This is a genomic window from Roseococcus sp. SDR (assembly GCF_019083995.1).
Classification (GTDB): domain Bacteria; phylum Pseudomonadota; class Alphaproteobacteria; order Acetobacterales; family Acetobacteraceae; genus Roseococcus.
Window position 1 is genome coordinate 80893 of the sequence record NZ_JAHRCU010000004.1, and the last position, 22089, is coordinate 102981.

The following is a 22089-nucleotide window of genomic DNA, read 5'->3' on the forward strand; positions in this document are numbered from 1 at the left end:
TCCCGACGGGCGCGGCCCGGCCTATTCGGCGGCACATGCTGATCCGTGACGCCCGCGAAGCCGACCTGCCCGCCATCACCGCCATCTATGCCCATTGGGTGGCGCATGGCCGCGCGAGCTTCGAGCTCGACCCGCCCGACCTCGCCGAGATGACGCGCCGCCACGCGACGGTGCTGGCGGGCGGCTATCCTTATCTCGTGGCCGAGCACGGGGGCGAGGTGCTGGGCTATGCCTATGCAAGCCTCTACCGCGCCCGCCCGGCCTATCGCTTCACGGTGGAGAACAGCGTCTATGTCCGCCCCGGCGGCAGCCGCCAGGGGGCGGGGCGCGCCCTGCTGCAGGAACTCATCGCGCGCTGCGCGGCGAGCGGCTTCCGGCTCATGATCGCCGTCATCGGGGACAGCGCGAACGCGCCCTCCATCGGTCTGCACGGCGCCTGCGGTTTTCAGCCCGTGGGCGTGCTGCCGGGCACCGGCTGGAAGCACGGCCAATGGGTGGACACCGTGCTGATGACGCGAGAGTTGGGCGCGGGCCGCAGCGCCCCGCCCGCCTGATCAGCCGCACAGGGCCCGCCAGATCGCCTCCGGCGTGGCTGGCATCTGCACATCGGCGCCCACAGCATCGCGGATCGCGGCCATGATGGCCTGGGGTGCCGCGATGCAGCCCGCCTGGCCGGTGCCTTTCACGCCGAGGCCGTTCGCCTCGGTCGGCTGATCCTCGCGCAGCTCCACGCGCAGCTCCGGCAGATCGGCCGCGCGGGGCATGGCGTAGTCCATGAAGCCGCCGGAGAGGAGCTGCGCGCTCTCCGCGTCATAGGCGATGCGCTCCATCAGCGCCTGGCCGATGCCCTGCGCGACGCCACCCTGCACCTGGCCGCGCGCCAGCATGGGGTTCAGCAAGCGGCCATAGTCATCCACGGCGGTGTAGCGCAGCAACGTGACCTCGCCGGTCTCGGGGTCCAGCTCGATCTCGGCCGCATGCGCGCCGTTGGGGAAGGTGACGAGGTCCACGGCATGCGCCACCTCGCCTTCCAGCACGCCCTCTTCGGCGGCGATCTCGGCGAGCGTCAGGCCGCGCCCATCCGGCAGGGCGAAGCGCCCGGCTTCGTAATGCAGCGCATCGGGCATGGATTGCAGCAGCCGCGCCGCAACCGAGCGCGCATGCGCCAGAAGCGCGCCGGCGGCCTGGCGCATCGCCTCACCGCCCATGTGCAGGCTGCGCGCGCCGCCATGGCCGCTGCCGCGCACCACGCGGGCCGTATCGGCCTGGACGTAGCGGATGCTGGCGATGGGGATATCCAGCAGATGGGCGATGTATTGCGGGAAGCTCGTCTCGTGCCCCTGCCCGTTGGATTGCGTGCCAATGGCGAGCTCCACCACGCCATCCGGGGTCGCGCGCAGCCGCGCCCATTCGCCGGGCGCGCCGCGCGCGGTCTCGAGGAAGCCGGTCAGCCCGAAGCCGCGCAACTTGCCGCGGCTGGCACTCTCCGCCCGGCGGGCGGCAAAGCCAGCGCGGTCGGCCAGCCTCGCGCACTCCATCAGGCGTGCCGCGAAATCACCGTCCCGGATCTCCTGCCCCAGCGCCGAGCGATGCGGCAGGGCGCGAATGGCGTTGAGTTCGCGCAGCGCCTGCGCGTCGCGCCCCGTATCGGCTGCCGCGGCCTCGATCATCATCTCGATGATGTAGTTCGCCTCGGGCTTCCCTGCGCCGCGATAGGCCTCCATCGGCGCGGTGTTGCTGAAGGCGCCCCGGGCGGTGAAATGCACCGCAGGGATCTCGTAGATGCCCGAAAGGGCCGTGGCCGGCGTGTGGCTCGCGCAATAGGGCCCGTTGGAGGAGAGATAGGCGCCCATCTCGGAGAGCGAATCCACCTCCAGCGCGAGGAAACGCCCCTCGGCATCGAGGGCGAGGCGGGCCGTGGCTTCCATCCCGCGCCCATGGGCGGAGGCGGCGAAGTCCTCGCCCATCCGCGCGACCCAGCGGATGGGCCGGCTCAGCAGGCGCGCTGCGTGCAGCAGCACCACATGCTCGCCGAAGGCCACGTTCTTCACGCCGAAGCCGCCGCCCACATCGGGCGCCAGCACGTGCAGGCCTTCGGGCGCCACGCCGAGCGCCGTCGCCACCTGCGCGCGTATCGCGTGCATGTTCTGCCCGTTCAGCTCCAGCGCCAGCACGCCATCCTTCACATGGGCCAGAGCGGCGCGGGGCTCGATCGGCGCGCAGGCCACGCGCTGGTTCACGAGATGCCGCGTCGAGACATGCGCGGCGCGCGCCATGGCGGCGGCGACCGCCGCCGCATCGCCGCGCTGCCAGCGGAAGGCGAGGTTGGCGGGTGCCGCCTCATGCAACTGCACGGCGCCGGGCGCGATGGCGGCCGCGGGCGTGCTCACGGCGTCCAGCGGCGTGTAGCCCACCTCGATCAGTTCCGCCGCATCCTCGGCCGCCGCCTCGTTCTCCGCGATGATGCAGGCCACCGCCTCCCCCACATGGCGCACCCGGCCCTGCGCGAGCGCCGGGCGCGGGGGGACCGCCAGCGGCTGGTCGGCGTCCAGGATCGGCAGGCAGGGCAGGCTGCCGATGCCGGCCGCCCGCAGATCATCCCCTGTGAGGATCAGGCGAACCCCCGGCACCGCGCGGGCCGCGTCGAGCCCGATCGCAACGAGTTCGGCATGGGCATGCGGGCTGCGCAGGAAGACCGCGTGCAGCGTGCCCTCCGGCGCGGCCGCATCACTGAGGTAACGCCCCTGCCCGCGCAGGAAGCGATCATCCTCCAGGCGCCGAATGGATTGACCGAACATGCCGCTCTCCCGAATCCCGAAGCGAGCTTACCGGCGATGCGGCGTGGCGTCAGGCCATCCGCGCGCCGGAGCTAACGCCCCGGCCGGGCCGTCTCAGCAAGGCCGAACATCCCCCGCAGGAAGCCCGGCGTGACCATGGCGAGCGGGTTTACGGTCACCTCCGCGTCCTCGGGCGGGCCTTGAGCGCGGAAGGTGGCGGCGAAAACCCCGCCCCCCGCCTCCGGGCTGAAGAGGCGGCCCACCAGCGGCAGGTTGCCCAATAGCGTGTTGAAGAAATAGGCCGGCACGATGGTCCCATCGAGGTCGAGGATCACGCGTTCGCGCAGCACGCGGCCGCGTGCGGTGAGGCCAAGCGATGCCGAGAAGGCGCGCGCGTCGTTCAGCCTCAACTCGCTGGGTGAGAGGCTGAAGGGCACCACCGCCCGGCTGAAGACGAGGCCAGATCCGCCCTGCACCGCCTCGACCAGGCCGAACAGCGTCATCGCCTGGAGCAGCTTCCCCAGAGCCGGCGCGTTCCGCACGGTGAAGCCCTCCAACTCCGCGGTGCCGCTGAGCGGCGTACCGGGCCGGGAATCGGCGTATTCGGCATTGAGCTGCATGCGGCCACCCTCGATGGTGCCGATCAGCCCGAAGGCGCGCAGCAACGCCCCGCCATCCTCGGCCGAACCGCGGAGTTGGCGGGCCTCGCCGCGCGGAGTCATGGTCAGGTCGAAATTACCAGCGGTGCGTGAGGTACGGGCGCGCAGATTGGCCTCGCGCAGCACGCCAGACGCATCCAGCCGGCCCCGCGCCTGCGCAGCGAAGACGTCGCGACCGGGTGCGAGCATCACCTGGTCGAAGCGCAGGTCGAGCGCGAGAGGGGGCTGCGGGCCCTCCACCACCTCGGACTCGCGCGCGCCACCCGCGACGTGCCCCGAGGGGCCGAAGACCGAGCGCAGGTCGAGCACCGGCCCGCGCAACGAGATGGCCCAGGGCCCGCCCGGTGCAGCAGGCGCACGCGCATCGCCGACGAGCCGGCTTGCGCCGAAGCCCGTTTCCTGGAGTTCCACGCGCTCGATGCGGCCGGCGCGGGCCACGGCGCGGGCCCGCAGCGCGAGCTCCAGCGCCTCGATCCGGATGCCCTCGATGCTGGTGAGCTGGTCGCCCTGCAGCCGCAGCGAGGCATCTGCCCGGCCCGGACTCCCCGCGGGCTTGCTCCAGCCGAGTGGCGAGAAGGCGAGCACGCTGTCACGCAGGTCACCGCGCAGGTTCACGGTGTATTGCCCGTTGCGCCGCCGCTCGGTCCGCACTTCCAGGGCGATGGGGCCTGTCACCAGCGCCCCCATGTCAAAGCCGAGATCCGCGATGCGCCGCGCGTCGGGGCGGCCGGTGATGATCTCGCGCATCACGACCTGGTTCGCGGGGCCCGAGCGGAAATCCATCTCGACATTGAGGCGCAGCGGCACGGCCAGCAGCGAGGCCGTGCCGTTCAGACGCAGCTGGTCCATGTCGACCGTCAGGTCGAAATTCGCATCCTCCAGATCACGCTCGAGCAGAAGCCGGGTGAAGCGGGCATTGCTGACCTTTGCCTCGGCGTTGAGGCGCACCATGTCCATCGTCAGGTTCGAGACCATCGGGAAGGCGATGCTGAGGCGCCCTTCCTGCGTGCCGGCCACCGGCTGCACCGGGAGCGGCCGCCGCTCGAAGAGACGCAGCCTGGGGTGGCGCAGGATGGTCACCGTCTCGGTCACCGGCCCCGCGAGCTGGATGGCCATCTCGGCGCTGGCCGGGGCACCGGGCGGCAGCAGGAAGCGCAGCGTCGAGGGCTTGAGCTCAATCCCGCCCGGCTGGCCCGCGGCATTGTCCAGCCGCCCGCCGGTCGTCTGCACCGTGATTTCCGTGAGGCCGAACTGTGCCCTTCCCTGCACGCCGCGCACCGGCGGCATGGGACGCAGCCAATACACCGTCGCCTGGCGCAGGTCGGCGGTACCGGTCAGGCCGGTCAGTGCCGCATCGGCGAAGTCCGCCCCGCTCTCACCCTCGATGCGCCAACGGCCGTCCCGCGCCTCGCCGGCCGTGATGTTGCTCGTGATCCAGTCGCGCGCCCCCTCGGCGATGCTCTCCGGCCAGAGCAGCTTGAGATCACCCAGCGCGACACGGTCGAGGGCGAGGTCGAGCCCGCCCCGCCAGCGCCCCGCCTCCTTCCGGGCCTGCCCGCTGACCTCCAGGGTGGTGCTGCCGCCGGGCGCGGGCAGGCGCAGCGTCAGTGTCTCGACAGCGATCTCCTCGGCCGAGGCGCGCGCATGGAAGCTGGCCGCCTCGATCGCGAGCGCGCCGCCCGCGGGCAGCACCAGCCGCGTCTCGGCGAGGCCGCCTGCGACGCGCCCGCCCGTCGCGCGCCAGCCGCTCAGCTCCGTTTCGGCGGCGATGCCGATGCGCAGGCTCGCCTCACGCAACATGCCGTGCGGGATGGCAAGCCTGACCGCCTCGCGCGTTTCGGGTGCCAGATCATCCGGCCAGAGCAGGGGCAGGTCGGCCAGGTCCACCCGGTCGAGCGTCGCGCGCAGTTCGCCCGCCCAGCCCTCTGTCGTCCGACGCAGATCGCCGTCGGCCTCGAGCGTCGCGCCATGCGTACCCGGCAGTTCGAGCCGTGCTTCCTCCAGCGCCAGGCGCGATTCCGAGCCCGCCATGCGCGCGACGAGCCGCTGGAAAGGCAATCGCGTGCGTGGCGTGAGCTGCAGGGCGCCCCCTTCCTCCGCCTCGAGGGCCAGGCCGAAGCCGGTGTTGCGGCCCGCCGCGTCGAAATCGGCCGAGGCGCGGATGGCGACCGGCGCATTCAGGATGGCGAGCGGCCCAAGCGGCGGCAGCAGCGAGGAGACCTCCGAAGGGCGCAGAACGGGCAGGTCGAAGCCGACAGAGAAGCGCAGCGGCGCTCCGAGCACGCTGCCCGTGACATGCACGGGAATGTCCACGCCGTTGACCTGGAGCGTCGCCTCGCCATCCGCCTCCAGCCCACCCGCGGCAAGGCGGCGCATATCGAGGATCGGGTCCTTCAGCGCCCAGTCGAAGCCCAGCAACGCATCCCGCACGGTGACAGAACCACCGGTGACGCGGATGCGCCGGAAGGAGGTGTGGCGCAGCCGGTCCTCTGGCGGGCGCATCAGGTCGGCAAGGACATCGGCAAAGCCCGTCTCCGAGGCGTGCGGCTCCGTCTCCGCCGCCATGGACGGTTCGGCCGGGCCGCTGTCGAGCGCGATACCGCCCTCCGCATCCCGGCGGATGGTCAGGCTCGGCCCGTGCATCTCGATGCTGGCCGGCGCCAATATGCCACGCAGCAGCGGGCCGAGGGCCAGGGTCACGCTGGCTTCCGGCAGATGCCCGCGCTCGCGCCCACCGACGTCGCGCAGGATCACGTCGGAGAGGCGCACATCGATGGGCGCGCCCTCGCCATGCCAGCCCTGCCAGGCGATTGTGGCGCGGCCGATCTCCACCCGCAGCCTGTTCCCGGGGATGTTCACCCCGGCCTCGATCCGCCGGGCGAGGAAGCTGCTGGTGACGGGATCGGTCGAGAGCCGCCAGGCCAGAACACCGAGGGCGAGGCCCGCCAGCAGCGGCAGCGCGGCCAGCAGCCCGAGGCAGAGGCGGAGTGCCAGCGGGCCATGCCGGCGCGGGGCTTGACCCGCGCTCATCGCAGCGTCTCCCCTGTCGCATGAGCGAAACGAGGCCCCTCTACGACCCCCAGGCGATTCTCCTGCTGCGCGGCCGCCTGGCCGAGGGTGACGCCGCCCAGCAGGCGCTGGCCGCACGTGAGGATGCCGCCCCGCTGCTGGACGTGCTGGCCGCGCATAGCCCCTATCTGAGCGATCTCTGCTGGGCCGAGGCGCCAAGCCTGCTTCGGCTGCTGGACCGCGGCGCGGACGATGCCATGCAATGCGCCCTGGAACCGCTGACCAAGGCGGACCCGGCCGCGCCGCGCGAGGCGGTGATGAGCCTGCTGCGCCGCGCCAAACGCCAGGGCGCGCTGGTGGCGGCGGCGGCGGACCTGGCCGGGCTCTGGCCGCTCGATCGCGTCACCAACGCGTTGAGCGACCTGGCCGACCAGACCATCGACTTCGCCTGCGCGCATCTGCTGCTGGACGCCGCGCGGCGCGGGCAGATCCGCCTTGCCCGCACCAAGGGCGAGCCCCGGCAGATCACGAAGGGCTCCGGCCTCATCGTGCTCGGCATGGGAAAGCTCGGCGGGCGCGAGCTGAACTACTCCTCGGATATTGACCTCTTGCTGCTGCATGACCCTGACGGGCCTTCCTATCACGAAGAATACGGCGCGGCGCCCTATATCCGGATCGCGCGCGACCTCGTGCGCCTCATGGAGGAGCGCACGAGCGAGGGATACGTCTTCCGCACCGACCTCCGCTTGCGCCCCGACCCGGCGGCCACACCGCTCTGCGTGAGCGTGCCCATGGCGCTCTCCTACTATGAGAGCCTTGGCCAGAACTGGGAGCGGGCGGCGATGATCAAGGCCCGGCCCGTGGCCGGGGACCGTACGGCGGGAGAGGCCTTCCTGCGCGAGCTGCGCCCCTTCGTCTGGCGCCGTCACCTCGATTTCGCGGCGGTCGCCGACATCCATTCCATCAAACGGCAAATCCATCTGCACAAGGCCGAACGCGGCGCTGGCGGCGAGATTGCCGTGGCGGGGCACGACGTCAAGCTCGGGCGCGGCGGCATCCGCGAGATCGAGTTCACCGTGCAGGTGCTCCAGCTCATCTGGGGCGGGCGGGACCCCGCCCTGCGGGACCCGACGACGCTGGGCGCGCTCTCGCTGCTGGCCGCCGCCGGCAAGATGGACCGCCGCGCCGCGGCCGATCTGGCGGATGCCTATGTCTTCCTGCGCAACACCGAGCACCGGTTGCAGATGGTGCATGACCGGCAGACCCACCGCCTGCCGGAGGAGCCAGAGGAGCTGGCCCGCATCGCGAGCTTCATGGGCTATCCGGACACGGCGAGCTTCGCGGAGGCGCTGACCGCGCATCAACGCCGCGTGCAGGGGCATTACAGCCACCTCTTCGAGGCCGCCCCGCGGCTCACGGCGCCCGAGGCGGCGGGCAACCTCGTCTTCACCGGCGTGGAGGATGACCCGGAGACGCTGCAGAGCCTGCGCGGCCTCGGCTTCCGCGAGGCTTCCTCCATCGCCGCCATGGTGCGCGGCTGGCACCATGGCCGCCCGCGGGCGACGCGCAGCGAGCGCGCCCGCGAATTGCTGACCGAACTGATGCCCGCCCTGCTCGCCGCCTTCGGCCGCCAGCGTGAGCCCGAGGCGGCGATCGCGCGCTTCGACCGGCTGCTGGGCCAGCTCTCGGCCGGCGTGCAGTTCCTCTCGCTGCTGCACCGCAACCCGCGCCTGATGGACCGTCTCGCCGCGCTGCTGGGTGCGGCGCCGCAGCTGGCCGACCACCTGGCGCGGCGCCCGGCGGCGCTGGAGGGCCTGCTCGCCGGAAGCTACGCGGCGCCGGGCGAGAAGCCGCTTGCCGCCCTGCCCGCCCTGCTGCGCGAGGCGCGGGACGTGGAAGAGGCGCTGGAGGCGACGCGCCGCCTCGTGACCGAGCGCATCTTCGAGGTGGACGCGGCCGAGCTGGAAGGCCGGATGGATGCGGATTCCAGCGGAGAGGCGCGCAGCGCCGTCGGCGAAGCGGCGATCACGGCGCTGCTGCCCGCCGTCGAGCGCGATTTCGCCCGTCGCTTCGGCCGCGTGCCGGGCGGCCACCTCGCCGTGCTGGCGCTGGGCAAGTTGGGCGGGCGCGAGATGCTGCCCAATTCCGACCTCGACCTCATCTTCATCTACGAGCACGAGCCGGAAAGCGAGGGCAGCGAGGGCGGGCCGCGCTCGCTCGCGCCGTCCGAGTATTTCATCCGCCTCTCGCACCAGATGGTGGCGGCACTGACCACGCCCGGGCGCGACGGCCGCGCCTTCGAGGTGGACATGCGGCTGCGCCCCTCGGGCAACAAGGGGCCTGTGGCGGTGCGGCTCTCCGCCTTCGCCCGCTATCATGCGGAGGAGGCCTGGACCTGGGAGCGCATGGCCCTGACGCGGGCGCGTGTCATCGCCGGCCCGGGCGTGCTGCTGAAGCGCATCGAGGCGGCGCTCGACGCGGCGCTGACCGAACCGCGCGACGCCGCCGCCGTCCTGAAGGATGCGGCCCAGATGCGCAGCCGCATGCTGCGCGAATTGCCGGGCGACGGCCCCTGGGACCTCAAGGCCATGCCGGGCGGCCTGGTCGAGGTGGAGTTCATCGCCCAGGCGCTCACCGTGGCCCATGCCGCGCGGCATCCGCGCCTGCTGCGCCGCACCACGCGGCACGTCCTGGGCGAACTCGGCCGTGCTGGCCTGATCGACGAGCGCGAGGCGGCGACGCTGATCCAGGCCGAGCGGCTCTGGCGCGCGCTGCTCGGCCTGCTGCGCCTCACCGTCGGCAAGTGGAAGGAGCCCGGCCTGCCGGTGACGGTGGAGGAGGCGCTGCGCCACGGCGCCGGCACGCTGGTGCATGAGGAGATCCAGAGCCTCTCCCACCTGCGCGACGTCATGCAGGGCCATGCCGAGGCGGTGCGCGCGAGCTTCCTGCGCCATGTGGGGCCCCTGGGCTGAGGGGAGAGGGTGCGATGAAGCTCTTCATGGCGGCGCTGCTGACCGAGACCAACACGTTCTCACCCCTGCCCACGGGGCGGGAGGCCTTCCTCGGGAACGGTTTCAGCCGGAACGCGGGGAGCGCCGCGCCGCCCTTCTGGGGGAATATTCCGCTGATCACCTGGCGCCGGCTGGCGGCGGAAGCGGGCATGGAGGTGATCGAAAGCCTGACCGCCAATGCCCAACCCGGCGGCACCACGGTCCGCGCCGCCTATGAGGAGCTGCGTGAGCTGATCCTGGCCGACCTGCGCGCAGCTCAGCCGACGGACATCGTGCTGCTCAACCTGCACGGCGCCATGGTGGCCGAGGGCTATGACGACTGCGAAAGCGACCTCGTGCGCCGTGTGCGGGAAATCGTGGGGCCGAATGCCGTCATCGGCGTCGAGCTCGACCTGCATTGCCATCTGGACGAGGTGCTGCGCGAGAATGCCGACCTCATCGTGATCTACAAGGAATACCCGCATGTGGACATGGCGGAGCGGGCCGAGGACCTGTTCCGTCTCGCCCTGCGCACGGCGCAGCGGGAGATCCGTCCCGTCATCGCCTATCACCCGCTGCCCATGATCAACATGTGGCACACGCCGGTGGAGCCGATGAGGAGTTTCGTCGCCGACATGCTGGGGGCCGAGGCGCGCGGCGAGATTCTCTCCCTCTCCTTCGCGCATGGCTTCCCCTGGGGGGACGTGCCGCATCTGGGGGCCAGGGTGGTCGCCATCGCCGATGGCGACGCGGATCACGCCGCACGCACCGCCGAGGCCTGGGGCGCGCGCCTCTGGGCGATGCGCGAGGTGACGCAGAAGCGCTTCGACACGCCGGACCAGTCCATTGATGCCGCGCTGGCCGTGCCCTCCGGCACGACCGTCGTCGCCGAGACCTCGGACAATGCGGGCGGCGGCGCGCCGTCCGATTGCACGGCCATGCTGGCCCGCATGCTGGCCCGCGGGGTGCGTGACGCGGCGATCGGCATGTTCTGGGACCCGATCGCCGTCTCCTTCCTGCGCGAGGCGGGTGCGGGCGCGACGCTGCCGCTGCGCCTCGGCGGCAAATGCGGCCCCATGTCGGGCGATCCGCTGGACCTGCTGGTGCGCGTGCATGCGGTGACGGACCGCCATGTCCAGTCGGGCCTGTCCGGCGGACGGAGCGAGATGGGCCCCTCGGCCTGGATCGAGGCCCAGAGCGGAGACGGGGGCATCCACATCATCGTGGCCAGTGAACGCCAGCAGGTGTTCCACCCGGATGCCTTCACCGGCCTCGGCTGCACGCTGCACGACAAGCGGCTGGTCGTCGTGAAGTCCTCGCAGCACTTCTATGCGGGCTTTGCGCCGCTGGCGCGGGAGGTGCGCTATTGCGCGGCCGAGGCCGGAATCCTGCGGGACTTCGCGGCCATCCCGTACCGGCGCTTCACCGGGCGCTACTGGCCGAAGGTGGAAAACCCTTAGAGCATGATGCGTTGAGGCGGAATCGCCGAAACGTTGAATCATCCTCTCAGCAAAAGGCTAGACCGCGCGAAGTGAACGCATGTGAACGCAGCACGGTCTAGCGCCGCTTCGCCACGCCGTCGGCGACGAGGTTGCAGCCCAGCACGGTGAGCAGGATGGCGAGGCCGGGCCAGAGGGCGGCGAGCGGCGCCTGAAAGACCAGCTCCTGCGCATTCGCCAGCATGTTCCCCCAGGAGGGAGCCGGCGGCGCGATGCCGAGGCCGAGGAAGCTGAGGGTGCTTTCCGCCAGCACGGCGCCGCCGACGGCCAGCGCCGTCGCGATGGCGATGGGGGCCGCGAGTTCCGGCAGGACATGGCGCCAGAGCACGCGCCCCTCGGAGACGCCAAGCGCGCGCGCCGCGCGGACGAAATCCCGCGCCAGGACCGAGAGCGCCGTGGCACGCACGAGCCGTGCGACGCCGACCCAGCCGAAGGCGGCGAGCAGGACGGCGATGCGCAGGATATCCGCCGCTGCTTCGCCCCGCGGCAGGCCGACCACGGCGGGGTCGAGGGCGGCCAGGATCACCAGCAGCGGCAGCGCGGGCAGCGCCAGCAGGCCATCGGCCAGGCGCATCAGCACCGCATCCCACACGCCGCCGCGCCATGCGGCCATGAGGCCGACGATGGTGCCGATGATCGTGGCCGCCAGCGCCGCCAGCAGGCCAACCGTGAGCGAGACGCGCGCCCCTTGCAGCAGGCGCAGCAGGAGGTCTCGGCCCAACTCATCCGTGCCCAGCGGGTGTGCCGCGCTCGGCTGCGCGAAGCGGTTGAAGAGGTCGGGCAGGAAGGGATCATGGCCCAGCATCGCTGCCGCGAGCGGCGCCGCCAGCGCAGCGAGCGCGAGCGCCGCCAGCAAGGCCAGCCCGCCCTTCATGCCAGCCTCGGGTCCAGCCAGCGCTGCGCGAGATCGGCCGCGAGCGTCGCCAGCATGGTGACGATGGCGACGACCAGAAGCGCGAGCAGGGCGAGGTTGAAGTCGTTGCCCATCACCGCGTCATAGATCAGCTTGCCCATGCCTGGCCGCGCGAAGATCGTCTCCGTGATGAGCGCGCCCGAAACGAGCGCGCCGGCATCCAGCGCGGCGATGGTCAGCAGCGGCACGCCCGCATTGGGCAGGGCGTGGGCGAGCAGGATGCGCCGCTCGCCCGCCCCCTTGGCGCGCGCGGTGCGGATGTGCGGCTCGTTCAGTGCCTGGGTCAGCGCAGCAGCGGCGTGGCGAGCATAGGCAGCGAGATTGGCGAAGCAGAGCGTCGCCACGGGCAGGATCAGGTACCGCCAGCCGCCCTCGCCGCCCGCCGGCAGCCAGCCGAGCTGCACCGCGAAGAGGATGATCAGCAGGATGCCCAGCCAGAAGGAGGGCACCGCCTGCGCCACCAGCGCCAGCGTCTGCACGAAGGGCGCCGCGCGAGGCCGCAGCGCCGCCAGCGCACCAAGCGCGATGCCGAAGCCGGCCGCCAGCAGCAATGCGAGGCCGAGCAATTCGAGCGAACTCAGCAGGGCGGGCCAGAGCAGCGCCGCCACCGGCTGCGCGAAGAGCCGCGAATGGCCGAAGCGCCCCTCCAGCACCGCGCCCGCCCAGGCGAGGTAACGGGCCATGAGCGGCTGATCGAGCCCGTGCAGCGCGCGCAACCGCGCCGCATCCTCGGCCGAAAGCCGCGGATCGCCGGCGATGGCGAGATCAATGGGGTCGCCCGGCATCAGCGCGATCAGCAGGAAGGCGCAGAAGGAGAGGATGGCCGCCGTCACCGCGATCTGCGCCAGGCGCGAGGCGATCAGCCGCATCATGGCGCGTGGCAGACCGCTTCCACCCGGTTGCCATCCGGATCGCGCAGGAAGGCCGCGTAGTAATGCGCGTGGTAATGCGGCCTGAGGCCGGGCGCGCCGTCATCGGCACCGCCCCCAGCGAGGCCCGCCGCGTGGAAGGCCACCACCGCCGGACGGTTGGGCGCGCGGAAGGCCCAATGCCGGCGATCCGCGACCACGCCCGGGCCTTGCCGGATGGTGAGATAGCCCGCCCCGCTGTCGCGCGCGCCGTAGCCGATGGCCTCCGCCTCGCGCCAGACGCAGGGCACGCCGAGGGCCGCCATCACCGCGTCATAGAAGGGCGCGCTGCGCGCCAGATCCGAGACGGTGATGGAGACATGGTCCAGCATCAGCGCACCCGCCACGCCTCGACCCAGAGGCTCGACGGATTGAGATGCCCCGTCGGCCGGACGCCCTCCAGCCAGGCGGGCCAGAGATGCGCATCCTGCCGGAACCAGAGCGGCAGGGCCGGCAACTCGTCCGCATAGATCGCCTGCAGCCGGTGCCACAGCACGCGCCGCTTCTCCCGGTCCAGCTCCTGCGGCAGCGCTTCCAGCAGCGCGTCCATCTCGGCATTGCGGAAACCCGCATAATTCTGGCCGGACCAGTTGCGCTCGGCACGCGGGATCTCATCCGAATGCAGACTGGAGCGCGGGACGCTCTCCGGCGCCGAGACCCAGGCGAAGAGCGCCGCCCCCTGGAAGCGGCGGCGCGACAACGTCTCCCCGAACAGCACGCGCGGCGGCTCGTTGCGGATGCGCGCCTCGACGCCCACCTGCCGCCACTGCGCCTGGATCACCTGCTGCACCGCCTCGCGCGAGCGGTTTCCGGCCGTCGTCATCAGCTCGAAGGAGAGGCGCTGCCCCTCGGCATTGCGGCGGATGCCGTCGGGCCCCGGCGTCCAGCCCGCCTCGGTCAGCAAGGTGGCGGCGCGGGCAGGGTCGTGGGGGTAGCTCCGGACATTGGCGTCATGCGGCCAATCGAGCGGGTTCACGCTGGTCTGCGCCACGGTCTGCCGCCCTTCGAAGAGCCGCGCCACGATCTGCCCGCGGTCCAGCGCCAACAGCAGCGCCTGGCGCACGCGGCGATCAGCGAGTGCGGGCACATCGAGGTTGAGGTCCAGATGCTCGTAGATCAGGCCCGGGCGGTACTCGGCGCGGAAGCGCTGGCCTGTGCGGCGGATCAGGGCAGTGGCCTGCTCGACCGGCAGGCCGAGCTCGCCCGCGATCATGTCCACCTGACCGGCGAGCAGCTGCGCCTCCAGCGCCGGCGTGCTCTCGACGGTGCGGAGCACGATGCGGCGGAAGGCAGGGGCCGCGCCGGACCAGTGCGGGTTGCGCTCGAGCGTGATGGCGGAACCCGCCTGGACCTGGGTGATGCGATAGGGCCCGTTCCAAAGGCCGGGATTGGTCGGCTCGGTGTCGTAAAGGGTGCGCGTTCGGTAGGTCCGCGGGTCGCTCTCCCAGCGCGCGCGCTCCAGATGCGCGGGCAGCGGCGCGAAATCGCCGAGGCTCGCGAATTGGAAAGTCACACGGTCGAAGCGGAGCGTGAAACTCCGCGCATCCTCGGCGATGAACTCATAGGCCGAGCGGAAGAACTCGGCGGGGCCGATGCCGGTCGTTCCCTCGCGCCCCGCGTCGTAGGTCAGGCGCAGATCCGCGGTGGTGATGGGCGTTCCGTCGCCCCAGCGCAGCCCCTCGCGCAGGCGCCAGGTGACGCGCAGCCCGTCCTTGCCGTCGGGCGTCGTCTCCCGCACGGCGAGGCCGTTCTCGAGCGTGGGGATGGTTTCGCAGAGCAGGCAGATGAGCTGCCAATCGGCGTCATAGGCCGTGATGGGGCGGCGGACGAAGCCCAGCGTGTAGGACTTCGCCACCATGTTCTCGATGTTGGGGTGCAGCGTCGAAGGATACTGCGTGATGCCGATGGTCAGCGTGTCGCGCTGCGGCTGCGCAAGCGCGGGCAGCGCCAGCAGCAGCAGCGCGACGAGAAGGCGGATCAACCCGCCTTGCCCTTGTGGGCCAGCGCCTCCTCCAGGCTGCCGACGCCACCATGCGCGCGGGACCAGGCCACCGGATCCTCCAGGAACTTGCGCACGCCCGAGAGCGAGGATTCGGGGAAATAGGCGCGCTCGCGGCAGACCTCCAGCACATCCCACCAGGTGGCGAGGTGATGCAGCGAAAGGCCCATCGCCTTCATCTGCTCGAAGCTTCCGGGGAAGACGCCGTAGTAGAAGACGACGAAGGTGTGCGCGCATTTGGCACCCGCCTCGCGCAGCGCCTCGGCGAAGCGGATCTTGCTGGCGCCGTCGGTGGTGAGGTCTTCCACCAGCAGCGTCTCGCGCTCCACCGGCACATCGCCCTCGATCAGTGCGTTGCGGCCGAAGCCCTTGGGCTTCTTGCGCACATAGGCCATGGGCAGGTTCATGCGGTCGGCGATCCAGGCGGCGAAGGGGATGCCCGCCGTCTCGCCGCCCGCGATGCTCTCGATCGTCTCGAAGCCGACATTGCGGTTGATCTTCTCGACACCCAGGTCGCAGATGCGGGTGCGGGCGCGCGGGTAGGAGATGATCTTGCGGCAATCGATGTAGACGGGCGACTTCCAGCCGGAGGTGAGGGTATAGGGTTCCTCAGGGCGGAAATTCACCGCCTTGATCTCCAGCAGGATGCGCGCCGTGGTCAGTGCCGCGTCCCTGTCCCAATCCGAGGCGTGATGGCCGCTCATTCTCTCACTCCAATCCTGATGGCGTCTCGTAACGCCGCGCGCCTTCGCCGTCCATGATCTGGGTGCTGGAAGATCCGCGCGCGGGGACGGCGGCGCAGGCGCTGGGCATCGCCGAGCGGCTGGGGCTGCCATTCCGGCGGGTGGCCCTGCGCTTCGGGCCGTTGGCAAAGCTGCCCTGGCCCTGGCCGACGCTGGCGGGCCTCGCCGACCGCAGCGCCTTCGTGCCGCCCTGGCCGAGCCTCGTCATCTCCGCCGGGCGGCGTTCGGCGCCGGTTTCGCGTTGGCTGCGGCGGCGTGGGGCGCGGACGGTGCATGCCATGCGCCCGGGCCTGGGTGCGGCCGATTTCGACCTGCTGGTGCTGGGCGCGCATGACCACCCGGCGCCGGCCAGCAACGTCCTGATCATCCAGGGCGCCGCGCATCGGCTGACGCCCGAGGCCCTGGCCGCCGCCCCGGCCGGCTTTCCGGACCTCGCCACCCTGCCCCGCCCGATCGTGACCCTGCTGCTGGGCGGGCCGGTGCGCGGCGAGGGGATGGACCCGGCCCGCGCCACGCAGATCGCGCGGGAGGCCATGGGGCGCGGCGCCAGCCTCCTCGTCACCGCCTCGCGGCGCACCGGCTCGCCTGCGACCGAGGCGGTGGCCGCGGCGCTGAAGGATTTCCCGCACGCCCTGTATCCCTGGGGCGGGTCTGCAGCGAACCCCTATGGGGCCATGCTCGCCATGGCCGATCTCCTCATCGTGACAGGTGATTCGATTTCCATGCTCTCCGAGGCGCTGATGACCGAGGCGCCCATCCTCGTGGCCGATCCCGGCGGACTCGGCCCCCGTCATCAAGCCATGGCGGAGAGCCTGATTTCGGCGGGGCTCGCGGCGCGGCTGGGGAATCCCCCGCCCCCGGCCCGCGCAGCGCGGGACGAGACGGCGCGCGTCGTGGCCGAGATCCGGGCACGGGGCTGGGTATGAGCCTCACTCCCTGGCGCGACCGGGCGGGGCGGCTTTCCGCTTTGCGCATCGCCACCCTGCTGGTCATGACATTGCCCGCGCTGCGGCTGCTCTACCTCTGGCTTTCGGACAATCTCGGCCCCGAGCCCCTGGAGGCCGCGACCCATGAAACCGGGCGGTGGGCCATCCGCCTGCTGGTTGCGACGCTGGCCGTCACACCGCTCGGCCGCGTGCTCGGCTGGCCGAGGTTGTTCCAACTGCGGCGCATGCTGGGCCTGGGCGCACTTGCCTGGGTGCTGCTGCATTTCCTGCTCTACATCGGCGACCAGAACTGGCGGCTTCTGCGCGTCGGCCTTGAGATCGTGAGCCGCGTCTATCTCACCATCGGCTTCGCCGCGCTGCTGGGGCTCGTGGTGCTGGGCTGGACCTCGACCGATGGCTGGATGAAGCACCTGGGGCGTGGCTGGAAGCGGCTGCACCGGCTGGTCTTTCCGGTGATGCTGCTGGGGCTGCTGCACGCCTTCATCCAGTCGAAATCGGACATTTCCCGCGCCGTCGTGCTGGCTGGGCTGCTGGTCTGGCTGCTCGGCTGGCGCGCCTTGCCCGGCCGGTGGCAGACGAACCTGCTGGCGCTGACGGGGCTGACCGTGGCCGCGCTGCTGGGCGGAGTGCTGATCGAGTATCTTTGGTACTCAGCCTTCTCCAACCTGCCGGCGGGGCGCATCGCGATGGCCAATCTCGATCTCGCCTTCGGGCCACGCCCGGCGGTGCTCGCGGGGATGATCTGCGCTGGTGTCACGCTGCTGGCCGCGGCGCTGACACTCTGGCGGCGCATGCGACCGGCGCGCTGAGCCTCAGCGCGGCTTGGGCGGCTCGATCCAGAGCTGCGGCGGCGGGATGTATTGCGGCCAGGGCGGCGCATCGGGCTGCGGCAGCGTGGCCGGCGCCGGCCGGCAATCCGGCCGCAGGCCCCCGCAATCCCAGCGGAAGCCATCCGGCCGACCCGTGAGCTGCCCACCCGCCTCATAGCGGCAGCGGCAAAGGCGGCCGTCAAAGCAGGCCGTCATCCCCTCGCGCTGCGCCTGGCAGACCGGCACCTGGGCGGCGGCGGGCCAACTCATCAGCACGGCAAGAAGCAGAAAGCGCATGCGGTAAGGCTGCGCCCGCCTTGCTTAAGAAACGCAAAAGGCCCCGCGCTTGCGCACGGGGCCTTCGCCAAGCCAGCGCCGGAGCGCCGGGCTTACTTCATGCCGATCGCCTGGCGGCCGCGCTGGCCGTCACGCACATCGAGCGAGACCTTCTCGCCCTGGGCGAGGTCGGTGCGGCCGGCGCGCGTGAGCACGGAGGAGTGCAGGAACACGTCCTGGCCCCCATCTTCCGGCGTCACGAAGCCGAAGCCACGCACCTGGTCGAACCACTTCACGGTGCCGTTCAGCGGATAGACCGGGCCGGTGCCCTCATCGAAGTTGCGGCGCGGCGGACGATCGCCACCGCCGAAACCGCCGGAGCGCGGGCCGCCGAAGCCGCCACCACCGCCGCCGAAATCACGGCGCGGCGGACGGTCACCGAAGCCACCACCGGGGCCACCGAAGTCACGACGCGGCGGACGATCGCCGAAGCCACCACCAGGGCCACCGAAGTCACGGCGCGGCGGACGATCGCCGAAGCCGCCACCGGGGCCGCCGAAGTCACGACGCGGCGGACGATCGCCGAAGCCGCCGCGCGACGCGCCGCCACCGGGGCCACGCTTCAACTCGGTAATGCGGGTGACGAGGCGGCGACCCTGACGGTCGGAGCCGATCTCACACACCAGAATATCGTCGGTATCGGGCTGTTCGATGCCCGCATCCGTCAGCGCGGATGCGTGGAAGAACACATCCTGCCCATCCGGGCCGAGCACGAAGCCGAAGCCCTTGCGCCCGTTATACCACTTCACCTTGGCCTCGATCAGGCCAGTGTCACCGCCCGCAGGCGAATAATCGTCAGACACGTCGCTCTTCAATCCACGCTAGTGTTCGCAGCCAAACGGGATGCTGGGCCGGCGGATGGAAACAATGCCACCGCTGATTCGGAAATGCACGCAAAAAACTCACCCAAATCGCGCTGGGGAATAGGGTGCCGCCGGAATGGGCGCTGCCTTCCCAGCCAGCATCGCCACCAGCACCTCCGCCGATCGGGGCGCCGCGACCAGTCCCACATGACCATGCCCGAAACCATGCAGGATGTCTGCGCTGGCCGAGGCCGGGCCCAGGCAAGGCAAACCATCGGGCATGGAAGGGCGATGGCCCATCCAGAACTTCACGCGCTCGGACGGCAGGTCGCGCGGCAGGCCGGGAAAGCTGCGCAGCAGATGATCGCGCAGGATCTCCGCGCGCTTCCAGTTGGGCGCGGCCTCCAGCCCCGCGATCTCCACCTGGCCGGCCACGCGCAGGCCGGTCGACGTCCAGGTCAGGCTCATCTTGCCGTCGGATGGCATCATGGGTGTGCGCGGCCCGGCCTCGGCATCGGCGATCACGGCGTGGTAGCCACGCTCCGTCTCGAGCGGCAGGTCATCGCCCGCCGCGCGGGCCAAGACGCGCGAATAGGCACCGGCGGAGATCACCGCCTTGTCGGCCAGGACCTCGCCCTGGTCGGTGCGGATGGCCTTGAGGCGACCGCCCTCGATGACGAAGCCGGTGGCCCGGGCGTTCACCCGCTTCATGCCCTGAGCCTCGGCCTGGGCGATGAGAGCCGCGACATAGGCGCCCGGATTCAGGCAATGCCCCCCCTCCTCCACCACGACGCCGAAGGTGTAGCGCCGGTCGAGATCCGGCTCACGCTGGCGGAGCTCGTCCTCGCTGAGCTCGAGCCATTTCACGCCCGTCTCGCGCCGGACGCGCCAGGCCAGCGCCTCGGCTTCGAAATCCGCGCGGCTCGGATAGATGTAGAGCAGGCCGCGCCGCTCGATCAGATGGCCGACCCCGGCTTCCTCGGCGAGGGCGGCGTGCAGTTCCGGAGCGCCGGCGACGAGCGCCCGCAGCGCGCGGCCGGTCTTCATGACGCGGGCCTCGGTCCAGCCCGCGAGCAGATAGCGGAGGAGCCAGGGTGCGACCTTGGGCAGATAGCTCCAGCGGATGGCCAACGGGCCAAGCGGATCGCTCAGGAATTTGGGCAGCTTCTTCCAAAGGCCGGGCACGGCCGGCGGCACCACGCTGGAGGGGCTGAGCCAGCAGCCATTGCCATAGCTCGCCGCCTGCTCGCCGCCTGGGGTCTCGGGCTCGATCAGCGTGACGCTGAAGCCGGCGCGCTGGGCCGCGAGCGCGGTGCAGGCGCCGACGATGCCGCCGCCAATGATGGCGACATGCCCTCGATCGCCGGAGGGCGAAGCCGGGAGGCGTGAATCGACGGCTCCAAAAGTCATCACGTCCGCCCCGGATCGTTGCTGGTCAGCAGCGAGACATGCGCCGAGACCACCCGCCAGCCGATCTCCGGAAGGCGCACCATGATCTTCGTCTCCCGCCCGATCAGCCCGGTGCCGACGCGCTCATACTCGAGATGGGTGCAGGCGAAGTCCTGGCCGAAGCTGGTGATCTGGACGCGCTTCTGCACGCGCTGGGCATAGGCCTTCACGCTGGAGCGGAAGGCGCGGATCGCCTCGATCCCGTAGAGGATCTCGGTGATGCCGAATCGCACGGTGCGCGGATCGGCCCAGAAGATGCTGTCCAGCACCTCGGTGCGGTTGTTCATCAGGGCGTCCTCGTATCGGTCGAAGACGGCACGGGCTTCGGCGATGACGCCGGGATCGTCGGTTTGCATGGGGAATATGCTTGCTCCGGATGCGCGCGACCGCAAGCATGGCCCATGCGGATATTCGCCCTCGCGGCCCTCACCCTGCTTGCGCTGCCCGCCACCGCGCAGAACCTCAACGAAGCAGAGGCGCGGCGCCTGCTGCAGACGCCCTTGAGCGCCACGGTCGGCGCCAGGGAGGCTGAGCGCATCCAGCAGATCGCGGTGCTGAACGGGCTGCTCCGCTTCTGTCGCTGGCGCTGGGAGCCCAATTTCGAGCGGCTGCTGGAGCAGCACCGCCAGGGGTTGCATCGGCCCGAAGCGGAGATGCAGCGTATCGTGGTCTGGCACGGCTATTGGCAGGGTGCAGCGCAGCAATTCGCGCGGAACGATCGCCCCGCCTGCGATGACGCGATGCAGGCGAGCCTGCGGGACCAGGCAGCCGCCGCACTGCGGGCTGGGCCGCAGCGCTGAGGGGACCTACCCCGCCGGCCGTCGCAGCAGCAGCACGCCGAGGCCGAGCGACATGATCAGCGCCGCGCTGCCCTGGCGCAGCCGGCGCAGCAGGCCCGGCCGCTGGCCGAGTTCGCCCCGCACGCGCCCCGCGGCAAGCGCCACGCCCGCATCCACCAGCGTGTTGAGTGCGACGCAGATCCCGCCCAGCAGCAGGAACTGGCCGATGACGTCGCCGCGCTCCGGCGCCACGAATTGCGGCAGGAAGGCCAGGAAGAAGAGCGCCGTCTTGGGGTTCAGCGCCTCGACCACCGCGCCCTCGCGGAAGGCGCGCCACAGGCCGAGCGCAGGGAGCGGCGTGCCCAGCGGCATGGGCGCCCCGGCCTCGCGCCAGGAACGCCAGCCCAGCCAGACGAGGTAGCACCCGCCCAGCAGCTTCATCACCGTGAAGACCTCGGCGCTCGCCAGGATCAGCGCAGAAAGGCCGAAGGCCGCCGCCAGGACATGCACGAGGCCGCCGAGCCCCGTGCCGATGGTGGAAGCAATCCCCTCGCCCAGGCCGCCTGAAAGCGTCCGGGCGCCCACATAGAACATGCCCGGCCCGGGGGTCAGGGGCAGGAGGGAGGCGGCCGCCAGGAAGAGCCAGAACTGCTCGGCCGCCATCGCCTCAGCCGGCTGCGGCCACCGCGCGCTTGGCCATCACCGTCACCAGATGCGCGCGATACTCAGCGCTGCCATGGATGTCGCTGTTCAGCCCATCGGCCGACTGCTTCACGCCCGCCACCGCATCGGCCGACCAGTTGCGGCCCAGGGCCGCTTCCATGTCGCTCTGGCGGAACACGCAGGGGCCCGCGCCGTTGATCGCGACGCGCAGGCCCGCCGGGCCCTTGGAGATGAAGGCGCCGGCCATGACGTAGCGGCTGGCCGGGTTCTTCAGCTTGGCATAGCCCGCCTTCTCCGGGATCGGGAATTCGATGGCGACGAGGATCTCGCCCTCTTCCAGCGCCGTCGTGAACATGCCCTGGAAGAAGTCATCCGCCGCGATCTTGCGCTTGCTGGTGTGGATGGTGGCGCCCAGGCCCAGCACGGCCGCCGGATAATCCGCCGCCGGGTCATTGTTGGAGACCGAGCCGCCGATGGTGCCGCGGTTGCGGACCTGGTTGTCGCCGATATGGCTCGCCATATAGGCGAGTGCGGGGATCGCGGCCTTCACCACGTCGCTCTTCGCCACTTCGACATGCTTGGTCAGCGCGCCGATGATCAGCGAATTGCCCTCGCGCCTGATGCCCTTCATCTCGGCGATGCCGGAGAGGTCCACCAGGGCGGAGGGCTTGTTCAGCCGGTGCTTCAGCGCGGGCAGCAGCGTGTGGCCGCCCGAGATGGGCTTGGCGTCCGGGTCGGCCGCCAGGAGCTTCACGGCATCCGCGACCGAGGCGGGCTTGTGATAGGCGAAATCATACATGCGGGTC

At 71.1% G+C, this 22089-nt stretch carries 19 protein-coding genes; 6 read left to right on the top strand and 13 right to left on the bottom strand.

Annotation, left to right across the window (positions count from 1 at the left end):
• Positions 1-35: 35 nt before the first annotated feature.
• Positions 36-554 carry a GNAT family N-acetyltransferase gene (locus KTR66_RS06240; RefSeq protein WP_213611526.1) on the top strand — a complete coding sequence of 173 codons (519 nt, stop codon included), beginning with the start codon at positions 36-38 and terminating at the stop codon, positions 552-554.
• On the opposite strand, the gene KTR66_RS06245 is transcribed toward KTR66_RS06240, so the two are convergent.
• Both KTR66_RS06245 and KTR66_RS06250 read right to left on the bottom strand, forming a co-directional pair.
• Positions 555-2798, bottom strand: a complete 2244-nt coding sequence (locus tag KTR66_RS06245) for a xanthine dehydrogenase family protein molybdopterin-binding subunit (RefSeq protein WP_213611528.1) — start codon at positions 2796-2798, stop codon at positions 555-557.
• Between the two features lie 71 nt (positions 2799-2869).
• The gene (locus KTR66_RS06250) at positions 2870-6466 is read right to left on the bottom strand and encodes a DUF3971 domain-containing protein (protein WP_213611529.1); all 3597 of its coding nucleotides are present in this window, start codon (positions 6464-6466) and stop codon (positions 2870-2872) included.
• Positions 6467-6486: 20 nt separating this feature from the next.
• Here KTR66_RS06250 and KTR66_RS06255 point away from each other — a divergent pair, with 20 nt between their 5' ends.
• Together KTR66_RS06255 and KTR66_RS06260 are read left to right on the top strand one after the other, a co-directional pair.
• The gene (locus tag KTR66_RS06255; protein ID WP_213611531.1) at positions 6487-9417 is read left to right on the top strand and encodes a bifunctional [glutamine synthetase] adenylyltransferase/[glutamine synthetase]-adenylyl-L-tyrosine phosphorylase; all 2931 of its coding nucleotides are present in this window, start codon (positions 6487-6489) and stop codon (positions 9415-9417) included.
• A gap of 14 nt (positions 9418-9431) precedes the next feature.
• Complete coding sequence (locus KTR66_RS06260; RefSeq protein ID WP_213611533.1) at positions 9432-10895, top strand: M81 family metallopeptidase; 1464 nt, start codon at positions 9432-9434, stop codon at positions 10893-10895.
• A gap of 97 nt (positions 10896-10992) precedes the next feature.
• Here the strand turns inward: KTR66_RS06260 and KTR66_RS06265 are convergent, their stop codons facing one another.
• From KTR66_RS06265 to KTR66_RS06285, 5 genes are read right to left on the bottom strand one after another with little or no spacing between them, the layout of a single operon-like run.
• On the bottom strand, positions 10993-11808 hold the full coding sequence (locus KTR66_RS06265; RefSeq protein ID WP_213611536.1) for an ABC transporter permease: 816 nt from the start codon (positions 11806-11808) through the stop codon (positions 10993-10995).
• Complete coding sequence (locus KTR66_RS06270; RefSeq protein WP_213611539.1) at positions 11805-12719, bottom strand: ABC transporter permease; 915 nt, start codon at positions 12717-12719, stop codon at positions 11805-11807. Before KTR66_RS06270 ends, KTR66_RS06265 begins: the two co-directional genes overlap by 4 nt.
• On the bottom strand, positions 12716-13102 hold the full coding sequence (locus KTR66_RS06275) for a VOC family protein (protein ID WP_371819042.1): 387 nt from the start codon (positions 13100-13102) through the stop codon (positions 12716-12718). The genes KTR66_RS06270 and KTR66_RS06275 overlap by 4 nt, the downstream gene beginning before the upstream one ends.
• Positions 13087-14736 (bottom strand): peptide ABC transporter substrate-binding protein, encoded by a 1650-nt coding sequence (locus tag KTR66_RS06280; RefSeq protein ID WP_213611540.1) that lies wholly within the window; start codon positions 14734-14736, stop codon positions 13087-13089. Before KTR66_RS06280 ends, KTR66_RS06275 begins: the two co-directional genes overlap by 16 nt.
• A complete protein-coding gene (locus KTR66_RS06285; RefSeq protein ID WP_213611541.1) occupies positions 14733-15458 on the bottom strand; it encodes an orotate phosphoribosyltransferase in 726 nt (241 codons plus the stop codon). The genes KTR66_RS06280 and KTR66_RS06285 overlap by 4 nt, the downstream gene beginning before the upstream one ends.
• Positions 15459-15511: 53 nt before the next feature.
• Between KTR66_RS06285 and KTR66_RS06290 the strand changes: the two genes are divergently transcribed.
• Complete coding sequence (locus KTR66_RS06290; RefSeq protein WP_249731896.1) at positions 15512-16423, top strand: mitochondrial fission ELM1 family protein; 912 nt, start codon at positions 15512-15514, stop codon at positions 16421-16423.
• Positions 16420-17253, top strand: a complete 834-nt coding sequence (locus KTR66_RS06295; protein WP_213611542.1) for a sulfite oxidase heme-binding subunit YedZ — start codon at positions 16420-16422, stop codon at positions 17251-17253. The genes KTR66_RS06290 and KTR66_RS06295 overlap by 4 nt, the downstream gene beginning before the upstream one ends.
• A 3-nt stretch (positions 17254-17256) precedes the next feature.
• Here KTR66_RS06295 and KTR66_RS06300 read toward each other — a convergent pair whose 3' ends face one another.
• The 4 genes from KTR66_RS06300 to KTR66_RS06315 form a co-directional block, all read right to left on the bottom strand.
• Positions 17257-17550 (bottom strand): hypothetical protein, encoded by a 294-nt coding sequence (locus KTR66_RS06300; protein WP_213611543.1) that lies wholly within the window; start codon positions 17548-17550, stop codon positions 17257-17259.
• Between the two features lie 92 nt (positions 17551-17642).
• Positions 17643-18392: a cold-shock protein gene (locus tag KTR66_RS06305; protein WP_371819043.1), complete on the bottom strand. Its 750-nt coding sequence runs from the start codon at positions 18390-18392 to the stop codon at positions 17643-17645.
• A 99-nt stretch (positions 18393-18491) separates the two neighbouring features.
• Positions 18492-19802, bottom strand: a complete 1311-nt coding sequence (locus KTR66_RS06310) for an FAD-binding oxidoreductase (RefSeq protein WP_213611547.1) — start codon at positions 19800-19802, stop codon at positions 18492-18494.
• Positions 19802-20197: an AtzH-like domain-containing protein gene (locus tag KTR66_RS06315; protein WP_249731897.1), complete on the bottom strand. Its 396-nt coding sequence runs from the start codon at positions 20195-20197 to the stop codon at positions 19802-19804. The genes KTR66_RS06310 and KTR66_RS06315 overlap by 1 nt, the downstream gene beginning before the upstream one ends.
• A 45-nt stretch (positions 20198-20242) precedes the next feature.
• On the opposite strand from KTR66_RS06315, the gene KTR66_RS06320 reads away from it, so the two are divergent.
• The gene (locus KTR66_RS06320) at positions 20243-20641 is read left to right on the top strand and encodes a hypothetical protein (protein ID WP_213611548.1); all 399 of its coding nucleotides are present in this window, start codon (positions 20243-20245) and stop codon (positions 20639-20641) included.
• Between the two features lie 6 nt (positions 20642-20647).
• Here KTR66_RS06320 and KTR66_RS06325 read toward each other — a convergent pair whose 3' ends face one another.
• Together KTR66_RS06325 and KTR66_RS06330 are read right to left on the bottom strand one after the other, a co-directional pair.
• Positions 20648-21283 (bottom strand): LysE family translocator, encoded by a 636-nt coding sequence (locus KTR66_RS06325; RefSeq protein WP_213611549.1) that lies wholly within the window; start codon positions 21281-21283, stop codon positions 20648-20650.
• Between the two features lie 4 nt (positions 21284-21287).
• Positions 21288-22082 carry a xanthine dehydrogenase family protein subunit M gene (locus KTR66_RS06330; RefSeq protein WP_213611550.1) on the bottom strand — a complete coding sequence of 265 codons (795 nt, stop codon included), beginning with the start codon at positions 22080-22082 and terminating at the stop codon, positions 21288-21290.
• Positions 22083-22089 lie beyond the last annotated feature (7 nt).